Source organism: Bdellovibrionales bacterium, from assembly GCA_016714165.1.
Taxonomy (GTDB): Bacteria; Bdellovibrionota; Bdellovibrionia; order Bdellovibrionales; family UBA1609; genus JADJVA01.
Genome location: JADJNU010000001.1, coordinates 1,844,021 through 1,861,695 on the forward strand (window position 1 = coordinate 1,844,021; position 17,675 = coordinate 1,861,695).

At 45.3% G+C, this 17,675-nt stretch carries 17 protein-coding genes; 8 read left to right on the plus strand and 9 right to left on the minus strand.

The annotated features are described in order from the left end of the window. Positions 1-13: 13 nt before the first annotated feature. Together IPJ71_08250 and IPJ71_08255 are read right to left on the minus strand one after the other, a co-directional pair. Positions 14-1,159 (minus strand): hypothetical protein, encoded by a 1,146-nt coding sequence (locus IPJ71_08250; protein MBK7843669.1) that lies wholly within the window; start codon positions 1,157-1,159, stop codon positions 14-16. Then, the gene (locus tag IPJ71_08255; protein MBK7843670.1) at positions 1,150-1,869 is read right to left on the minus strand and encodes a hypothetical protein; all 720 of its coding nucleotides are present in this window, start codon (positions 1,867-1,869) and stop codon (positions 1,150-1,152) included. Before IPJ71_08255 ends, IPJ71_08250 begins: the two co-directional genes overlap by 10 nt. Positions 1,870-2,329: 460 nt before the next feature. Here IPJ71_08255 and IPJ71_08260 point away from each other — a divergent pair, with 460 nt between their 5' ends. Together IPJ71_08260 and IPJ71_08265 are read left to right on the plus strand one after the other, a co-directional pair. Further along, positions 2,330-2,716 carry a cell envelope biogenesis protein OmpA gene (locus IPJ71_08260; protein ID MBK7843671.1) on the plus strand — a complete coding sequence of 129 codons (387 nt, stop codon included), beginning with the start codon at positions 2,330-2,332 and terminating at the stop codon, positions 2,714-2,716. A gap of 51 nt (positions 2,717-2,767) precedes the next feature. Beyond that, positions 2,768-3,160, plus strand: coding sequence for a DoxX family membrane protein (locus IPJ71_08265; GenBank protein MBK7843672.1), 393 nt, complete (start codon positions 2,768-2,770; stop codon positions 3,158-3,160). A gap of 186 nt (positions 3,161-3,346) precedes the next feature. On the opposite strand, the gene IPJ71_08270 is transcribed toward IPJ71_08265, so the two are convergent. Then, complete coding sequence (locus IPJ71_08270; GenBank protein MBK7843673.1) at positions 3,347-4,060, minus strand: hypothetical protein; 714 nt, start codon at positions 4,058-4,060, stop codon at positions 3,347-3,349. A 142-nt stretch (positions 4,061-4,202) separates the two neighbouring features. Here IPJ71_08270 and IPJ71_08275 point away from each other — a divergent pair, with 142 nt between their 5' ends. Continuing rightward, entirely contained in the window at positions 4,203-5,330 is a 1,128-nt protein-coding gene (locus IPJ71_08275) for a hypothetical protein (protein ID MBK7843674.1), read from the plus strand. On the opposite strand, the gene IPJ71_08280 is transcribed toward IPJ71_08275, so the two are convergent. Further along, on the minus strand, positions 5,327-6,511 hold the full coding sequence (locus tag IPJ71_08280; GenBank protein ID MBK7843675.1) for a hypothetical protein: 1,185 nt from the start codon (positions 6,509-6,511) through the stop codon (positions 5,327-5,329). The genes IPJ71_08275 and IPJ71_08280 overlap by 4 nt on opposite strands. A gap of 52 nt (positions 6,512-6,563) precedes the next feature. Here IPJ71_08280 and IPJ71_08285 point away from each other — a divergent pair, with 52 nt between their 5' ends. Beyond that, positions 6,564-7,229 carry a hypothetical protein gene (locus IPJ71_08285; protein ID MBK7843676.1) on the plus strand — a complete coding sequence of 222 codons (666 nt, stop codon included), beginning with the start codon at positions 6,564-6,566 and terminating at the stop codon, positions 7,227-7,229. 1 nt (position 7,230) lies between these two features. Here the strand turns inward: IPJ71_08285 and IPJ71_08290 are convergent, their stop codons facing one another. Further along, complete coding sequence (locus IPJ71_08290) at positions 7,231-7,398, minus strand: dephospho-CoA kinase (GenBank protein MBK7843677.1); 168 nt, start codon at positions 7,396-7,398, stop codon at positions 7,231-7,233. Further along, positions 7,373-7,825 (minus strand): dephospho-CoA kinase, encoded by a 453-nt coding sequence (locus IPJ71_08295; GenBank protein MBK7843678.1) that lies wholly within the window; start codon positions 7,823-7,825, stop codon positions 7,373-7,375. Before IPJ71_08295 ends, IPJ71_08290 begins: the two co-directional genes overlap by 26 nt. A gap of 118 nt (positions 7,826-7,943) precedes the next feature. Here IPJ71_08295 and IPJ71_08300 point away from each other — a divergent pair, with 118 nt between their 5' ends. Together IPJ71_08300 and IPJ71_08305 are read left to right on the plus strand one after the other, a co-directional pair. Continuing rightward, positions 7,944-10,502, plus strand: coding sequence for a serine/threonine protein kinase (locus tag IPJ71_08300; GenBank protein ID MBK7843679.1), 2,559 nt, complete (start codon positions 7,944-7,946; stop codon positions 10,500-10,502). Positions 10,503-10,602: 100 nt separating this feature from the next. Beyond that, positions 10,603-12,402, plus strand: coding sequence for a long-chain fatty acid--CoA ligase (locus IPJ71_08305; GenBank protein ID MBK7843680.1), 1,800 nt, complete (start codon positions 10,603-10,605; stop codon positions 12,400-12,402). A gap of 22 nt (positions 12,403-12,424) precedes the next feature. Here the strand turns inward: IPJ71_08305 and IPJ71_08310 are convergent, their stop codons facing one another. From IPJ71_08310 to hflX, 3 genes are all read right to left on the minus strand, one after another. Then, entirely contained in the window at positions 12,425-13,231 is an 807-nt protein-coding gene (locus tag IPJ71_08310) for a hypothetical protein (protein ID MBK7843681.1), read from the minus strand. After that, positions 13,224-13,841 (minus strand): hypothetical protein, encoded by a 618-nt coding sequence (locus tag IPJ71_08315; GenBank protein ID MBK7843682.1) that lies wholly within the window; start codon positions 13,839-13,841, stop codon positions 13,224-13,226. Before IPJ71_08315 ends, IPJ71_08310 begins: the two co-directional genes overlap by 8 nt. Positions 13,842-13,926: 85 nt before the next feature. Then, positions 13,927-15,339: a GTPase HflX gene (gene hflX, locus IPJ71_08320; protein MBK7843683.1), complete on the minus strand. Its 1,413-nt coding sequence runs from the start codon at positions 15,337-15,339 to the stop codon at positions 13,927-13,929. A gap of 101 nt (positions 15,340-15,440) precedes the next feature. On the opposite strand from hflX, the gene IPJ71_08325 reads away from it, so the two are divergent. Both IPJ71_08325 and IPJ71_08330 read left to right on the plus strand, forming a co-directional pair. Beyond that, positions 15,441-16,814, plus strand: coding sequence for a hypothetical protein (locus IPJ71_08325; protein MBK7843684.1), 1,374 nt, complete (start codon positions 15,441-15,443; stop codon positions 16,812-16,814). Positions 16,815-17,076: 262 nt separating this feature from the next. After that, positions 17,077-17,658, plus strand: a complete 582-nt coding sequence (locus IPJ71_08330; protein MBK7843685.1) for a hypothetical protein — start codon at positions 17,077-17,079, stop codon at positions 17,656-17,658. Positions 17,659-17,675 lie beyond the last annotated feature (17 nt).

The window sequence follows — 17,675 nt, forward strand, 5'->3', positions numbered from 1 at the left end:
GATTCGGATATCTCTAGCGTCGCTGCTTCAGATTCCTTCCACCGCCACCACCACGTCCACCACCTGCTCCGCCTCCCGATGAGCCCAAAAATCCAAGGCCCATATCGAGGCCGAGCTCGAGAGTCAACTGCAGTGCATAACGACGATCCTCAAGCTGCCCTGGATATTCTCCCATTTCAACACCATAGGTAGCTAAATCTAATTTCAAAAGTCCCAAATTAAGCCCAGCGCCCAGAGTATAATACCCTTGATAAAATCCGCCCCGAATATCTACCAAAGGTAATCCCAATTCAACTCCCAAGTGAATTTTCTTCCCCAGCTGAACATCATTGCGATTGAGATGCTTGACCTCAAGGGCAGGCGTTATCGAAATAATGCCTGCATCAATCCCAAGAGAGGCTCCAATGGTCATATCGTCTTCTTCGCTTGGAGGTGCTCCGAGTGCACCATCAGAAGTAAATTTTGTTTTCCCCAGGTTTCTCCACAAAGCCGACAACGTGGGCGAAACGGGGCCTGGCACTCGAATATTAATACCAAGATCAGCGGCATATCCTGTTCCGGACTTCTCGATATTGCTGATGATCGCATCTGGATCAAGGCTCGCAATAAAGCTCGGTCCAAAGGGCGCCCTGGCTCCCTGTCTTGTTATTCTTTTCAGCACCCCGCCAACATGGACCATCGGTAAAATTGGAAACCCAAACCCCAGCACATATCCCAAGTCGTTGATAACAGAAATGTCCATTGTTGGATAAACAGGATTATTCACGTCTAGGCTTGCATCGATATCGTCATAGATAGCAAACCCCATGAATGGCAAAGTGATCGCTGTTTTTCCGCCTGCGGCCAACCACACCCTTTCTCCATATAAATTGCCCACGGTATCTGCAAAAGTTCCGCTCCCTTGCAGATCTTGCATCTTAGAAACAACTTCAACCCCACTTGCACCCAGACCCAGATCAAAAATCGTCCAATTGATTCCACCCACTTGGGCCAAGCCGGCGGGATTATAGAACAAAGAGTCCGCATCGTCCACCACGGCCACGTAAGCATTTCCCATTCCGAGAGCTCTCACCGATCGATTCACATTGTAGATTTGATCTCCAAAGGCAGAGGTGGACGCTAAAATGGCGACAAAGACAAGTCGATGGACTAGGGACATAGGCAGTTCCCCAAGGTGTCATTGCACGACCCAATTCCAACAAATTCATTGGCACTCACAAGCGAGCGAATTGCCTGCACATGCAGGGCCGTGAAGCTGCTCGCATCAGTGGTAGAACAGAAGTTAAAGGCAGGATTGATGGTTTCCAAATCGGCGCAAACATCCGTAAAGCTTGTCAACTGACTTCCCCCTACAGCGCCACCTATCGCCGTGAGACTCAGAAGAGCGTTGGCAAGTCCCGTGCCAACTTCTCGAACGCTTGTTTCAGGAAAATTGGAAGCATCATCTGTACAAGCGTTCCATCCAGCATCGGGCTCGCCATCAATTGTGGTCTTGTCAGCGTGTGCAGAGAGGGTCACTCCAATCTTTGCAAAACTAAGAAAGACCATCAAAAAATTTTCGTCGGTTGTTCGGCTAGTTGCATCGGGAGAAATCCCTCTAATGAGCGTTTCTGCCGTCTTGCAATCGTCCCGATTTGTGGTCAGAGCACCGGGATATTGTTGCATCAAAAATTTAAATAGCAAACTCGACAAGGTTCCACTGATCCCCTCAGCGAGAGCCAAAAGATTTAATCCACAGCGTCCTGCGTAGGCAGAAGCGAGCACAACCGTGACCTCTCGGCTTGCCAAATAATCTGCCGACATACTGCTAAATTCGGCAATGGCTTCCGTCCACTCACTGTGATCGATATGAATTTTTGCCGCCTTCAAGAGAGCTTCGTTGGTGTCTTTTTGGCAAATTCTGATAACACATTGGATTTGGTACAAGCAAAATTTAGACAAATGACTAAGGAAAGGATCAGATTCAGACCACCCAAATTTGCAAGAGGCCAAAATGGAAATCTCTTATTTTCGATTTTCTGCAATCCCGGCCTCCTTTCAAGCGACGCGTCCACACATGTCTATTTTTCATATTTTATCTCTATATAAACTGAGGAACCTAGATGAAATTTTAAAAATGGCCCAAGTGCATTCATTCTTTGTCTTAAGGCCAGAGGGCATTTGCCAAACATGAACTAACCCAGATCTAGGTCCAAAAATGACGAGTGGCAGATTGCTCTAGCCGATATATTGCCGCTAATTAAAAAAACTGGTTCCGTAGAAATTATCAGCGTATTCTATCTTCATGAATAATTTCAAATTAGCTGCCGTCCTCTTCATTCCCATATTCATTTTAACTGCCTGTGCAACTTATCGGCCCATACTGGATGAAAACGAAAAGTTCATTCAAGTAGGTGAAACTCAGGCTGAACGCGATATTGACCAGTGTATCGCGCGTGCCGATGCCTACCTCGAAAAACACAAAGCAGAACGGATGAAAAAGGAAGCCGGCCGCGGCGCTGCCTCCGGAGCAATCATGGGTGGCATCTTCGGTGCCCTCTCCGGGGGTGGGCTTCGTTCTGCTGCCGTGGGTGCAGGAGTGGGTGCCGCTGTGGGAGCCGGAGGGGGAGCTGCTGGTGTTGCAGCCGAAGACAATCTCAGTCCTGACAGAATCAAACAAAACTATGTGACAAGGTGCCTGAATAAGCAACAGTATGAAGTGATTGGGTGGAAATAATATTTCAATACTATTTAGAGAAATTAAAGCAGAAAAAATGGAGTTCAACAAATGAAACAAAAATTGCCAATAATCGCCAGATACTTACTCGGACTGATTTTTACTATTTTTGGTGGGGCTGGACTTTTCAATCTTATTCCTCCACCTCCTGACATGCCAGAAAAGCTCATGGCCTTTATGAATGGAATCATGGCAGCCCAATATTTTTTCCCACTTCTCAAAACCACAGAAGTCGCTTGTGGAGTTCTGTTGTTGTCAGGCTTTGCACCGGCTCTGGCCCTCGTTGTTCTTGCACCCATTTCAATCAATATTCTCTTTGTTCATTTGTTTCTCACGCCAGGCTTAGAGAATTTGATCGTGCCTCTGGCTATCATCGCATTGCATGTGCTGGCAGCTACGAAATATTGGAATATTTATCGTCCGCTTTTTGCAAAAAATAGGTAAAGCTGATTTCAAGAAATCATGCCGGTCTTCAAGCTGAGGACCTTCTCATAAGAAAAGTTCACGCCTTGATCGACTCGAACGTGAAATCGAACGAATTAAAAAGAAGATTTCAGCCTGAAACTTCGGGAAACTTGCAAATGCTGCTTTCAAACTCAAGCGCTAAACTCGGGATTTAAACCAACCCAATCAGTGGCCCAACTGTTCATAAAACTGGCGTGCGACCTCTTCCGGCGAGCCATTGGCAGACGTTATAGCCGTATTGACCTTGCTGCAAACGTCCGATGTAGAATTGTCGCCTGTGCAATACGAATCAGCGATCGAAATGACTGCGGTACCAATGGCGGTGTTATTGCAAGTTCCTTGATCAGACCCAGAACCCGCTCCGCTGATACATGTACTGAGAAAAGCGCTCGGATCGCCAGAACTAGCCAGAACTGTCATGTAAGTGCCGATCACAGATAGATTCGCAAGATAAATCAAACCCGGAATTCCTGAAAGCTTACAATAAGCTGCCGCATTGTCGGCCGTACTTGTCTCTCCCAGACTTAGAAAGGAGATCAATGTGGCCTCTTTTTTTGATCCGGCATTTTTTTGCTCAGTAAAGGCCTGAGCAATTTTTGAAGTGATCAATCCTCCCGCGACAAATTCGATGGAACAGCGGACGATATAAGCTTGCTGCGATGATTTTCCCTCAATGAGACCGCGACAGGCCACTGCATCAGCTGCCACTCGAGCCTTGTCCAAACATTCCTGAGCCTTGGCAACGGCGTTTGTGTCTTTGTCTTCACAACCAAGCAAGCCAAGAAAAATAAAACACGCGAGCGTCGAAAGAATTAAAGATCTGACAACGTAAGAAATCCTGTTTTGCATGCGAAACTCTCCCTTTAAAACTTTACTCATTGTGTTTTGATTATATCATCGTGTCCATGACTGAGTGTTATTTTTGCCCAGAGTCCAGTTTTCTCAGCCCTAAGTCTAAATAAGAAATATGCGTATCAACTTGAATCGAGATTCACCGATGAGAACAGAAGAGGAATGAGACATGTCTGATTTCAAGATCTTTCAAACCTATCGTAAGACGAAATCCAAAACTCTCTTCATATGGGCGGTCTCCGTCCTGGCCACCTTTCTTCTCGCCACCTCAGCAAAGGCGGCACAAAATTTTGAATACTACCGAGGAATTCGCCAAATGGGTATGGGTGGAGCCTCGATAGCCGTTGTGAACGATGAAACTTCTCTTCTGCTGAACCCCGCTGGTCTCGGAAAATTGCGTGACTACATTATTACGGTCGCCGATCCTGAAGTTGATATCGGAGCAAAGACTCAGTCGATCATCGGCACGGGAGTCACCACTGTTCTCGATCCGCAGGCCACTTTAGACGCCCTCAACCAAGGCCATCAGAACAAACCCCTTTACCTCCGAACCCAGGTGTTCCCATCAATCGTTGTCCCAAATTTTGGCATTGGAGTTTTTAAGAAATATGAAGTCAGCGCCGAGGTGGATACAACGACCAATCTTTATCGGTACCAGTATTTTAACGAAACGGCTCTTGTTCTCGGTTACGATTTTAGATTTTGGGACGGTCGGATTAAAATTGGTTTTAGCGGCCGCTTTACCAATCGAGCCGTCGCGAGTGACACCGCTCTGGATCCTGCGTCCACAAGCCTTACTCTGGAATCAATGATCAAAGAAGGACTCGGAGCTGCGGCTGATGGCGGTATTATTCTCTCAGCCCCCTGGGCTCTTCTTCCAACTCTGGCTGCGGTTTACCGTGACATTGGCAATACCCATTACAATGTAAATGATGGCATCTTATTTAACGCAACAGAGCGCCCCGACGTCACGAATGGCAGCTTAGATGTCGCTCTGGCCATATTCCCAATTATTGGTAAGCGTTCCCGTTCCTCTTTTACCATCGAATACAGAGATGTTCTGACCACAAGTGAGGAGACCGATCCGAATCGTCGCTACCATGCCGGAATCGAGTTCAACTTCTCAGACGCGCTCTTCCTTCGCGGTGGCTACAATCAACGATATTTTACCTACGGACTTGAATTTTCGATGGCCAACTATCAATTTCAAGCCGCAAGTTACGGAGAAGAAATCGGGGTGGCCGGTTCCCTCCGCGAAGAGCGTCACTATGATCTAAAATTCGCCTATCGATTCTAGATATCGATGGACATCTCGAGCATATACCGTCGGTTTTCTTTGGGGCTATCAATAGTGCCCACTTCTTCTCCGGTCGTGGCGAGATCAAGTTGAAACCAAGCGAATCGAGCGCCAAATCCAGCAGTGGGATATCCCTGATTGATTCCCACACTCCAAGAGCCCTTCCACCAGGTGGTCATCTTCCAATACAATTCAGCTCCCGCATGAATGCCCTTTTTCCAGTTCCAGTTATCGTGCCCAACATCACGAATATCCACCGCTAAACGGGGGTCGAAAACCCAGAAATCGGGAAGATCCCACTTCGATCCAAAATCAAATCTTCGACCAAGTTTTGGCGGTTCACCAGATTCCTTACTGATGACGTGAAGATTTGTCGTGAAACCATAGTCAAAAATATTGCGAACCGTAAAAGCAAAGGTTGGCTTGGCGACACTCAATAAACTAAAAAATCCACTGTCTGGCATAGGTGGATCCCATAAAAATCCGATGTCCATATCGACTGTCAGACCTTCATCACCCTGGTTTTTATCAAATACTTCAGAACCCGACGCCAATTCTCCAGCAGAGACAGCTGTCCCCACATAAATGCGGTGAATCGCTTTGAGAGTGGCTCCAGCATCCAAACGATGACCGCTTGGCAACCACTTCACATCCCGACCGTAACTGTAGGCCAATGTCGAATCCATATATCCATTCACATTAATCATTGGCCCGACTTGCTGGTGTAAACTCAAGTCCAGGCTTAAATCAGCTGGAATAAAAGCCAACCCCCAGCGAGGCCTGACCCATGAAGCTCCAAGAGTTGGAATGCGTGAGTAGAAATGATCACCATAATGACTTTGGAGCAGGTTCATCATGTTGTCCACCTGCTGTGCCTCGTCTCCCTGTTTGTCTGTTTTTGAAATATCATCGGCCAATTTCAAAAAGCCAGGATCAATTGCCCCTCTCAAAAAGAAATGCAAATTTCCGTCTTCGCGTCTGGCTAGACCCGCTGGATTATAAAACATGGCGCTGTGATCATCTGCCACTGCGGTAAAAGCATTTCCCATACCCATTGCTCGGGTGCTTATGTGTGGTTGATGAATTGAAAAATCAAGAGCTGGTGCCGCATCAGCCCTGTTTGTTAAGAATGATAGCAACACCAATCCAAATACCGCGACGCCCATCTTCATATTAGTCATTTCTCCCACCCTCCCAGGTCCAAGAAAAAATTCTATATCCTCTGTATCAGGTTTGGGTATAATCTTATCTATGTATTCTCGATACCTTTCGCTTTTATTGACTTTAGTCCTGGTAAAATTGGCTTCTGCGGCCCCGTCAAATTCTGATTCTTGGATCGTCAACCAAGATCTCCCATCTCAGCCGGGCACCAATAGTGAGAGACATGATAAAATTTCGACCATTGAAGAAATGGGCCTCGTTATTTCCCCCGTAAGCATGTCGACCAAGGACAAAAGGGAGGCCAGCTATTTTTACCCCTACAGGCAGGCCATATCGCCTCGATTTTTTTTTATTGGCGATATCGACCTTATGAGGGAGGGGCAATTTCCTTATGGATTGGGTATGATGTACCTCATCCCAAGCAAAAATCAACCTCAATGGGAGATTGGAGCGGACCTCCTCTCTATTGCAAGTGGACAGATCTCTGTTGGTTCTCGCCATATCTATTTTTCAGACAATTACTTTCGCCCGTTCTATAAAATCAGTCTTTCTCACATCTGGAAGGCCACTGAAAAACTCGCCAGTTTTGCTAATTGGAAAAACTATTTACTCAGAGCCGGGGTTGGTTTCGAGGATGTCATAAAAATACCTATGAGTGCCAGACTTGAGGTCGAGGCAGCCGTTGGATCGGAGGATTTCATTCTCATGTTTAGCTTCGGCTACAGTTGGGGCTGGTGATTTAAGATTCCATCTCCCCGAGAATGTTTTTGATTTCCTTTTTTAAATCCTCAATTTTCCCAGTGTTCTTGACAACATATTTCGACCGCAGAAGTTTCTGTTCAATCGGAATCTGAGCCTGCATTCGCTCACGAGCTTCTCTTTCAGAAAATCCATTGCGAATTATCATTCGCTCGAGTTGAACTCGACTCAGGAGCATAAATAAGCAGAACGGCATCAAATTCAGATTCTAGATTTTTCTCATACAGAAGCGGCACATCATAAAACGCAATACTCTTACCTTCCATCTCAAGTCGAGACTTTTCAAGAAAAGCCAAACTTTTCACTTTTGGATGAATGATTTGTTCCAATTGAACACGCTTCTTTTTGTCTGCAAAAACTGCCTGACCTAATTTTTTGCGATCCAAATCACCGCTGCTATCAAAAAAATCAGGTCCAAATACCGAAATAACTTCCCTATAGGCTGGGCCATTCTTCGCCACTACAAGTCGGGCAAGAGCATCCGCATCAACAACAGAGTGCCCCATCTCGCGGAGAATTTGTGCAACCGTCGATTTTCCGGAGGCTATGCCCCCTGTCAATCCAATCCATTTCATCAGTAATACCTTAGTATAGTTGCCACTTTATCATCAAGCATGCCTCTGAGCCAACCGATAATATAGTGACCGGGTGACCTCACTGAATGAGCCTCTCCATCGAAGGGAAATATGGATAGTGGAGAATAAGTCCTACGAAGTTTTCGGAAAGTACATCCTCCTCGAAAAGCTTGCTGCTGGCGGCATGGCCGAGGTGTTTCTTTCACGAGCTCCCGGGACGAGTGGTATTGGAAAATTTGTCGCCATAAAGCGAATTCTTCCCCAGTTTTACGATACTCAAGAATTTATTGATATGTTTAGAGATGAGGCAAAAATCGCCATTAACCTATCTCATAGCAATGTTGTCAGCATTTATGAATTTGGAGTTGAAAAGAATCAATTTTATCTTGTTATGGACTATGTGGAGGGACGAAACCTTCGCCAAATTCTTAACAAAATGAAAAAGTCCAACAGCACTTTTTCGATCGATCAGATTATTTATATCTGCAAAGAGGTAGCTGGCGGCTTGGATCATGCCCACCGTTGCCACGATGGAACGACCGGGAAGCCTCTCAACATCACTCACCGAGACATGAGCCCACAAAACATCATGATCAGTTATGAGGGAGAGGTAAAGATCGTTGATTTTGGTATCGCTAAAGCCGAAAGCCAACTGGAAACAACTCGAGCCGGTACACTCAAGGGAAAATTCGGCTACATGAGTCCAGAACAGGCCGAGGGACAGCCGGTTGATTTGCGAACTGATATTTTCTCATTGGGAACTTGTCTCTGGGAACTCTTGGCCAATGATCGATTATTTATCGCCAACAACGAAATCAATACCCTCCGAAAGATTCGCGAGTGTCAGATACCTAGCTTGCGCAAAATCAACCCAAATATTCATGCAGAATTGGAGAGAGTCGTTCAGAAAGCTCTGGCACGGGACCGCAATCTCCGGTATCAAACGGCTGCGGCTATGCACAGGGATCTCAGTCGCTATCTCAATCGCCAGTTTCCTGATTTTTCTCCCCACGATTTTTCAGTATTTGTTAAAACTCTCTTTTCAGATGAAATTATCGAAGCGCGGAAACATCTGATTGAATATTCGAAAGTGAGCTTTGATTCACTTGGCGTTCAAAGCGAGGAGCGTGAGAGTTCTGGTCAAAGAACAGTCACTGGACCTGGCCCGACTTCACAGTCCTCCGGCAGCGGCGCCAGACTGCAGAGTCTGCCGGCCCCTGAAGGTGCTGTGCCTGTTATAAAAGGAGAAGTCACCTCCACAGATACGCAATCGCGAGGAAGCAATTCTACCGCAGATGACCGAAACACCCTGTCTGATTCAAATCTATCGATGAATACAATTGAACATGAGGCAATTACTGGTTCTATTCGAATGAAAGAAACTACATCCGTTGCAACAGCTCAACCAGCCTCTGCTAATAAGGAAATTTTAGCAAAACAAAAATTAAGTCAAAACCTAAGGGCCATCGTCGACAAGGCCACAGAATCAGAAGTGATAGAACCGAAATCCCGACAAAATAGCAAGATATCCCCAGCCTATCAATCAATCAAGTTGAAGGGAGGAATAAATGCACAAGAGCCAGTCTACCAGAAACGTCCTCCCTTTTCTAACGATCGGAATCCATCTAAGTCATTAGAGCGATACAACGAGGGCGAGGACAACTCGATCTCCAACCCAGATGATGAAGCGATTGCCAGTGCCGTGAAGCTTCAGCAACAAATGAATCAAACCAATCAAGATAGTGGTTCACCCGACAATTTCATCCAAAACCCAAATACGATGGAACCCACTATAGATGAAAATCAACTTGTCCTCCAGAATCGATCAGCCCCCAATTCAAGGTACACCGCAAACGCCGACCTCGAGGAATCTAGTCCTGGTCGCAAGCTTTTAAATATAGTTACAGTCAGTTTGTTGGCGCTCTTCATTTACGCGTTTGCCGCCAAGTTTTACACTGCCCAAATGGCCCCTCTCATCAGAATTATGGATCCCCATTTAGGAGTTCTCCATTCTGCTATAGGAATTGATCGCCGACAGACATCCATTTCGAGCAAAGAGCCCCTGAAAGATCCAAGGGCGAAGGCTCCGAATCAGGTGAGCGAAATTGTCAACGAGCCGGTGGGTCCACCTATAGCTCCGGATCTCTCAACAGACCCCTCCGGCATCAATGCTGATTCAAACTTGGAAAACCAAGCTTCTGTGCCAAGTGATCTCTTAATTACGAGTACTCCGTCGGGAGCCGAAATTTACCTCAATGGAACAGGTCTAGGAAAGGTTACCCCAAGCAAAATCAAAGTCCCGAGCAATGAAAAATTCATGATCACTCTTAAGCGAGGAGGATACATTGACTATGAGAGGAAGGATCTCCTCAAATCCGAGGTTGGCATTAAGTTCGCAGCCACGCTTCAAAAAGCATTGGTAGGATACTTAAATATCGATGTGATACCTCCACGTGCAGCAAAAATATACATTAATGGACAAAAGCTTTCGGGAGAAATGCTTCCCATTTTTAACTATGCAGTCCCAGCAGAAACGTGGATTGTCGTTCGTGCTGAAGAACCCGTTGGATCGCTCGTGGCAGAAGAAAAAATCTTTCTCTCAAGAGACCAAAAGCGAAGCTTAACACTCTATCTAAAGAAGAAACCACGTGCCAAACGACAAGAAAGTACTGAGTGAGTCTTGCAATCCACACAGTGAACCTCTGTTAACGGAAACCAATTGGATTTTCTGCCTTTTTGCCTTTGCCAATCGAAGCAACCAACGATAATTCTAAGCAATGAGTCAAACGATAATCCACTTTCTTTTGGATGCACGCAAGCGGCCACCTGAACATACGGCGGTCGCGTTTAAAACAGGACATTCTTGGATCCGTTGGAGCTGGAGGGACCTTTACCGAGAGGTAGAATCCCTGGCGTGTTTTCTGAGTCTTCGCGGTCTTAGTCAGGGCGATCACATAGCCATTCTTTCATCGACAAGAATTGAGTGGTACATCGCAGATTTGGCCATTCTGGGACTAGGTGCCGTTACGGTCCCGTTATATACCTCTACTCACGAAAATGAAATCCATCTTCTATTGAATCACGCAGAGGTCAAATACCTGCTCTGTGAAAACCAAGAGGCTCTTTCAAAATGGGAAAAAATCAGGGATAAGTGCCCTGGAGTGAAGGGAGTTATGGTTTTCAGTGAAGGTTCAATAGAGGACACGAGATGGACGGGGTGGCGTGAAGCTATCACTACTGGTCGTCGCTTTTGTCAAAAGAATCCAGATTTTCTCGAGAATTCAATTCGAAATGTCAAAAGTGAAGACGTTGCCACGATCATTTATACCTCGGGAACAACTGACCATCCAAAGGGCGTTGTCCTTGCTCATTCCCAAATCATGAGCGAGGTGACTGAACTTTTCTCCCTCATGTCAGTCGATCATCGCGATATTTCACTCACCTTTCTCCCATTTGCTCACATTTTAGGTCGAGTAGAGAGCTGGGGCTCACTATACTCAGGCTTCACGATGAGTTTTGCGGAAAATTTTGAAACAATTGGAAAAAACATTCAGGAGATTCGACCCACCATTCTCATTGGAGTTCCGCGAATATTTGAAAAGATCTATTATGGAATTCAAACTCAAATCGAATCAAATCCCCTCCGACATCAGATTTTCAAATGGGCGATTAAAACAGGTCATAAATTCAGTCGTTATCGAACAAACAGGTCCAGTCCTCCAATTTTTGATCTGGGCCCGTATCTGATTGCAAAAAGACTTATTTTTGATCCCCTAAAAAGGAAGCTTGGTGGAAAATTGCGTTTTGCCATATCCGGCGGAGCTCCACTTAACGAGAACATTTCTCGCTTTTTTCACTTGGCGGGAATATTAATTCTCGAGGGTTACGGTCTCACCGAAACAACGGCAGCTGTGACGATCAACACTCCTCTTGAATATGAACTCGGCACGGTCGGCAAGCCATTTGGAGACGTAAAAATAAAGCTAGCAGAAGATGGAGAAATTCTTATCAAATCCAAAAAGGTAATGAAGGAATATTACAGAAATCCTATTGGAACAACTGAGGCAAAAACTCATGACGGCTATCTGATAACAGGCGACATCGGCGAATGGACAAATTCGGGATTTTTGCATATAACTGACCGAAAGAAAAATCTGATCCAGACGTCAGGAGGGAAATATATCAACCCACATCGTCTTGAAACGATTCTCAAAATGAATAGATATATTTCTCATGCACTTATTCACGGCGATCGAAGAAAATATATTGTTTGCTTAATCACACTTGATTCAAATGCGATTTCCGAATTTATTCTCCAAAAAATGATCCAGATGAAAGACGGAGAACATCCATCGCAAAATCCACAAGTAATTGAAGCCATCCGCGAGGCAGTTGCTGAGGCAAATTCGGAGCTAGCTAGCTTTGAATCAATCAAGAATTTTGCAATATTGCCCAAAGACTTCTCTGTAGAAACGGGAGAGCTCACTCCAAGCATGAAGGTACGGCGTGGATTTTGTGATGAGAAATACAAGGACGTGCTAGATAGGCTCTACGGAATTGATAAGGAAATCCTATGATTTTTTGGATCAAAGAATCTCATTACTTTACAAAGTCAATGTAAAATCGAAATCCAAGGCTGGCAAACAAGCCCGTCATGTCGATCTGTCGATTGGATCCATCACCATTCAATAGAGTATCATTTTTACTCGCAACACCTTGAGCTATGGTTGTGGCATTGTTTGACATTTTGAATTTTGGGACTGGTAAGTAGCGGTATCCCAACTCAGCCGCAACCGTCACCGTGTCCGTCAGCAGTCTTTCGTAGCCAAATCCTGCATGCCCGCTGATTTGATTCGCAACGGCCTTCTCGGTGAAATCAGTTATCCCACCTAACTCAGATGTACCCGTAGCCGTCATGACAAATTCATTTTCGATTGTAACGGCAGAGAGGCCTGCGCCGGCAAAGAAAAAGGCTCGCGATTCATTAAAAGAAAGAAGGTCGACTTCAAGTGTTGCGGTTGGCTGCAAGATAAGAACATCACTATGAAGAGAAAAAAGGTCAACACCGGAAGCGTTTCTTCCAGGGATAGATGCCAGCGGCTTTGTTTGGAGTAATTCTCCACCTATTCGAAATGTTACAAGCCCCTTGAATCGCAACAAAAATCCAATCTCCCCGGAAAAATTGTATGACACCTCATCCTCGTAGCTAGTCCCGGAACCACCAGCCAAACGAAATGCTTCATCTCCCGCCCTTGAAGTACCCGCTGTTCCTCTCAGATAAGAGGCAAGGTATTCACTTTGAAGATTGAATACCCTTGCTTGAGCTGCCATTTCCCAAAAAACCAAAAAAGCCAAAAGTATCAAAAAAGATGATCTAAGAATAAAATGGAAATCTCGATCACTCATTGAACGATCCTATTTGAAAATTCTTTTGAATGGCACTTCTATCAGGCAAAGTGCGCCCCTCAGTTTGGACAGTCTCTGGCTTCAAATCCAAAATAATTCGCCCTGGCTCCCTTTTTTTCTGAGGACTAAAAACCTCAACTTTCAAGTCCCGCTTCATTTTCAAAATAAAAGATGTGGCTTTGTCTTCCGGATCATAAATAACCCGAGCCAATTGAATATAGGGTGATCCAGACAATTTTTTTCGCAGGTCCTCTTCACTCAGCAAAGAACGTTGAGCCTGCGCCAAATCGACAATAATCTGCTTATTCTTTTTACTGATCTCAATATGAAAATACCCGGGACTCTCACTGACTGGGGCGCCCAATTCATCTCCAATATCAAATAAAATGCGCTCCATCTGGGTGGTTTTGCCCAGCTTACGATCGACGCCTATTAACGAAAAGCCACGGCCAGCTTTCCCACCGATAAAAACGCCATCACTGAAATATTGGTGCGTTTTTCTTTCCAAAGCCTTTCTTTCAACCAAAGCATTGGCCGGATTAACAATTGAAAAGAATCCGAGGTTTGAGAAATAAAGAAATGCAATGAACCACAAAAAATATCTTTCCATTTTTACCCCCTGCTCAGCTCATCCAATCACATCACTGGCCACCTCGGAAGGCAAGGAATTAGGTTCACTTCACTGGACTCAATTGCTATAGCTTTGTCACCATTTTTCTCAATCTAGAAAAATCCTCGGATGTCCCCCTCACTTTGAGTGTGACTCCAGCTTCATCGTAGGACTCGCTCAGAACTCGCATTTTTCCGCGAATCTCGCCAACGACTCCGGCGACAGTGTAGGGCACAAAAATGTCCTCATCTGACATATTTGTTTCAAAAAAAGCAATCACCCGATTTCGCAATTTTAAAAGGTCTTCTTGATTTCGAGTTGAAATGAGCACTGCATCGGGAAACTCCTTGCTAAGCTCCGCAGCCTGCGCCACGCTAATACGATCTCTCTTGTTCAAGACCAGCAAACTTGGCGTATCACCAACTCCGACTTCGGCTAACACTTTTCTTGTTACTTCCAACTGAGAACGAAAAGAATTGTCCGCCGCATCAACCACAAAAAGCAAAAGAGAGGCACTGAGTGCCTCATCTAAAGTGGATTTAAAAGAAGCAACTAAGTCATGGGGCAGTTTTTTTATAAATCCCACCGTGTCTGACAACAGAATCTTCGGACGACTTTCGGGGTATAAAGGGCGAATTGTTGTATCCAAGGTGGCAAAAAGCTTGTCAGCAATTAATACTTCACTTCCTGTCATCGCTCGCATCAAAGAAGATTTCCCTGCATTGGTGTAACCCACAATTGCAACCGTCAACTCCTTCCCCCTTCGCGCCTGCCTGACTTGATGCTCATTGCCGATTGAAGCTAATTCTGATTTTAGTTCCTTAATGCGATCACGAATCTTCCTCTTATCCAGTTCCAATTTGCTTTCGCCTGCGCCTTTGCCACCCACTCCACCACCCAAGCGATCCTCGCCACCGCCGGTTTTTCGCAACCGCGGAGCCACGTACGTGAGTTTTGCAATCTCCACTTGCAGACGGGCAGCCCTCGTACGTGCATGACGACTGAAAATCTCAATGATGACCCCCGTTCGATCAAGAACAGGAACACCGACTGCGCTTTCCAAATTTCGCAATTGAGACGGCGAAAGATCCGTGTCAACGACCACAATTTGGGCGGTTCCCATTTCCTGCTCAGAAATCAGGACTAACTCTCCCTCAACTTTCTCGTCGTTTTCCTTTTCTGCATCTTCTTCTGCATAATCTTCTGAATAATCTTCTTCCCATTTGACCGCCGCTTTACTGAGCTTACGCTCAGCCATCATGGTGATTTCGCCCGAACCCCCAGTCCATAGAGCCAGTTCCTTTAATTTTCCTTTGCCAAGAATTGAAGCCGATCGATCAGATTTCCTCTTTTGTGTGACTTGTCCTATGACCTGGTATCCCAAGGTCGTCACCAAACCCTTGAGTTCACGCATGGAGCCATCAAGATCTTGGACACTGAGATTTGGCAATTGAATGCCAACTAGAACTGCATTTTTTGTATTTGATTTATCTTGCATTTGGGCCTTGCCATTCCTTTTGAAGAGTATTCAGGATAGATCACTTTGTAACTTAACTCTGATAACACACTGAATTCTTACCTCACTCCATAAAAATGACTATGAACGCGCCACATGTCTTTTTTTCAAATATCAGATTCAATCAACAGAACAAACCAATTGTATTCTCAGTAAGGATACCTGTTTGCAAGGCCAAGGTCCTGACCCTAACACGATTCCCTTTACCCGAAGCAGGCAGACTAAATATTATCATCAAACAGGCTCAATGCAATTCGAATAGGAATTCCTCAGTTATGTGGCAGCTTGGCAGACCTAATACTCTCTGGATTGGAATATTTTTTTCTGGAATATTCTTTGCTGTCGTGGCCGCTCTGAGCTCAGCAATGGTCAAGTTAAATCGGCAATCTTATTTGAAGGAAATTTCTGAAAATGGAGTTATTACTTGGTCCCCGGACAGTATACTTTCGGAGAATGGATATATTTTATATAACTCACCTGGAGGGGAATGCCACCTCATTACAATGGATGGAATTGCACGAGGCTTGATTCCAGGCACTCTTTGCAGAATATTTTCCGATGGCAGTGTTATTGCCAGGATTACTAATTCAGATGCTCAGGAAGAGATCGTGAAATTCAATGGAAATTCTGTAGAATGGCGTTTTCAAGCTAGGATAGACCATGACATATCCATTTCGCCTATTGATCACTCGATTTGGGCTAAGGGACTGGACCTAGCTAAAAGGGAAAATCAAACAATTAAAATAGACTATATCCTGGGACTAAGTCCACAAGGCGAAGAGATTTATCGGTGGAGTTTCGACGAACACCTAGAGGAACTAACCGAGTTTTTACGTCCGTGGGGTCCCATACGTCCACCTAACCCCACGGCAAAGGGGAACCCAGACGAAGGATCCCTCAACGTGACGCACGTAAACTCAGTCCAAATAATTCCACCCAACCATTTGGAGAAGTCGCATCCCCAATTTTCTGCTGGAAATATTCTCGTCACTGAGTATCACAATGGCGTCGCTCTTATTATTGATCGAAAGACTCAGAAAATTGTGTGGATCCATAAGGGCGCGGAGCTGGGATTACATTCACCCAGATGGTTGGAAAATGGCCACATTTTGATGTTCATTAACCAGCCCATACCAAATGGCAATCGCCGTTCGGCCTCATCGGTAGTTGAGATCGACCCTCTCACACATCAAACTGTTTGGTCCTTTACTGAAAATCCAATTGGCGCTATGAATTGTGATGTGTTTGGTTCAGCCCAAAGACTAAAGAACGGAAACACACTCATTTCTTACGGTTGTGACCGCAGCTCCATTATCGAGGTGACCCCCCAAGGGTCGGTTGTATGGAAATGGCGCACTCTTATTGGGACTGAGAAACTCGATTTACCTTTCCAAATTTATCGGGCCGAGTGGCTACCAAAAGAGCTTGTTCAGGCCTTTTTCTCAAGCCAGCTGTGAGCCGCCATCTGGCCTGATTTCATATTCATTTTATCCGGGCCTCGGTTTAAGGAATGAGGCAGCAATACGCCTTCAAATCATTTTAAATCTGGCATTTACTGTCACTCCCCTGTGGCTGACTAACCATTTTTGTCACCACTTTTACTTCCTTTCAAACTCAGATTCCTTGGGCATCGAAATGACTGGCACTAAACTTGCCTCTCTATTGATCTGAAAAATTGATCTATTTCAAATTGGATATTGTCTTTGGAGTGGTAAAGTTATGAAAAATCTGTACCTCGTGGGCCTGGGCCTGCTTGCCGTAATGACCTCTTCCTGCACAAAAGATAAGAAGAATTCCGGCAGCACTGTTGTCGCTGTAACTCCGGCTCCCGTCGTTGGCAATGCTTGTTCGAATTACGCCTACCGGAACGGCTTCTATTATGATGCAAATAACAATGTTGTGACCTGCACAAATGGAGACCCGAACAGTTGCAGCAACTTTCGATTTGACGCCTCTCGAGGTTTCTACCTGGACACCGCAGGAAATCGAGTCGAATGCAATTTCAACAATCTTTTTAATAACAATAACGGAATTTTTCCATATAATACCAATACCGGAAATGGATGCGGCGCTTACAACCAGGGGGTTTTTTATCCGGTTCTCATGGGTGGAACTATTGTCTGTGTCAACCGTATAACTCTGGAGGCCACTTTTACGCAAGCCTATCTCAACAGCCTCTACTACGGTCGCGCTTGGGCTCCTGGCAACCCCATTCTCGCGAGCTGCCAGATGGGGACTAGCAACTGCAAATGCAACAGTGTGTTTTGGGGTACCTTACAATGGTGTTGGGCCCAGTTTTAGGCCAATTCTAAATCTTA

Excerpts from the sequence above, each read along its gene's own strand:
- IPJ71_08270 (MBK7843673.1), bottom strand. The coding sequence starts at position 4,060 with ATGAGTAAAGTTTTAAAGGGAGAGTTTCGCATGCAAAACAGGATTTCT.
- IPJ71_08310 (MBK7843681.1), bottom strand. The coding sequence starts at position 13,231 with ATGAGTGATCGAGATTTCCATTTTATTCTTAGATCATCTTTTTTGATA.
- IPJ71_08265 (MBK7843672.1), top strand. The coding sequence starts at position 2,768 with ATGAAACAAAAATTGCCAATAATCGCCAGATACTTACTCGGACTGATT.
- IPJ71_08315 (MBK7843682.1), bottom strand. The coding sequence starts at position 13,841 with ATGGAAAGATATTTTTTGTGGTTCATTGCATTTCTTTATTTCTCAAAC.
- IPJ71_08290 (MBK7843677.1), bottom strand. The coding sequence starts at position 7,398 with ATGATAATTCGCAATGGATTTTCTGAAAGAGAAGCTCGTGAGCGAATG.
- IPJ71_08275 (MBK7843674.1), top strand. The coding sequence starts at position 4,203 with ATGTCTGATTTCAAGATCTTTCAAACCTATCGTAAGACGAAATCCAAA.
- hflX (MBK7843683.1), bottom strand. The coding sequence starts at position 15,339 with ATGCAAGATAAATCAAATACAAAAAATGCAGTTCTAGTTGGCATTCAA.
- IPJ71_08325 (MBK7843684.1), top strand. The coding sequence starts at position 15,441 with ATGAACGCGCCACATGTCTTTTTTTCAAATATCAGATTCAATCAACAG.
- IPJ71_08250 (MBK7843669.1), bottom strand. The coding sequence starts at position 1,159 with ATGTCCCTAGTCCATCGACTTGTCTTTGTCGCCATTTTAGCGTCCACC.
- IPJ71_08330 (MBK7843685.1), top strand. The coding sequence starts at position 17,077 with ATGAAAAATCTGTACCTCGTGGGCCTGGGCCTGCTTGCCGTAATGACC.
- IPJ71_08295 (MBK7843678.1), bottom strand. The coding sequence starts at position 7,825 with ATGAAATGGATTGGATTGACAGGGGGCATAGCCTCCGGAAAATCGACG.
- IPJ71_08305 (MBK7843680.1), top strand. The coding sequence starts at position 10,603 with ATGAGTCAAACGATAATCCACTTTCTTTTGGATGCACGCAAGCGGCCA.
- IPJ71_08280 (MBK7843675.1), bottom strand. The coding sequence starts at position 6,511 with ATGACTAATATGAAGATGGGCGTCGCGGTATTTGGATTGGTGTTGCTA.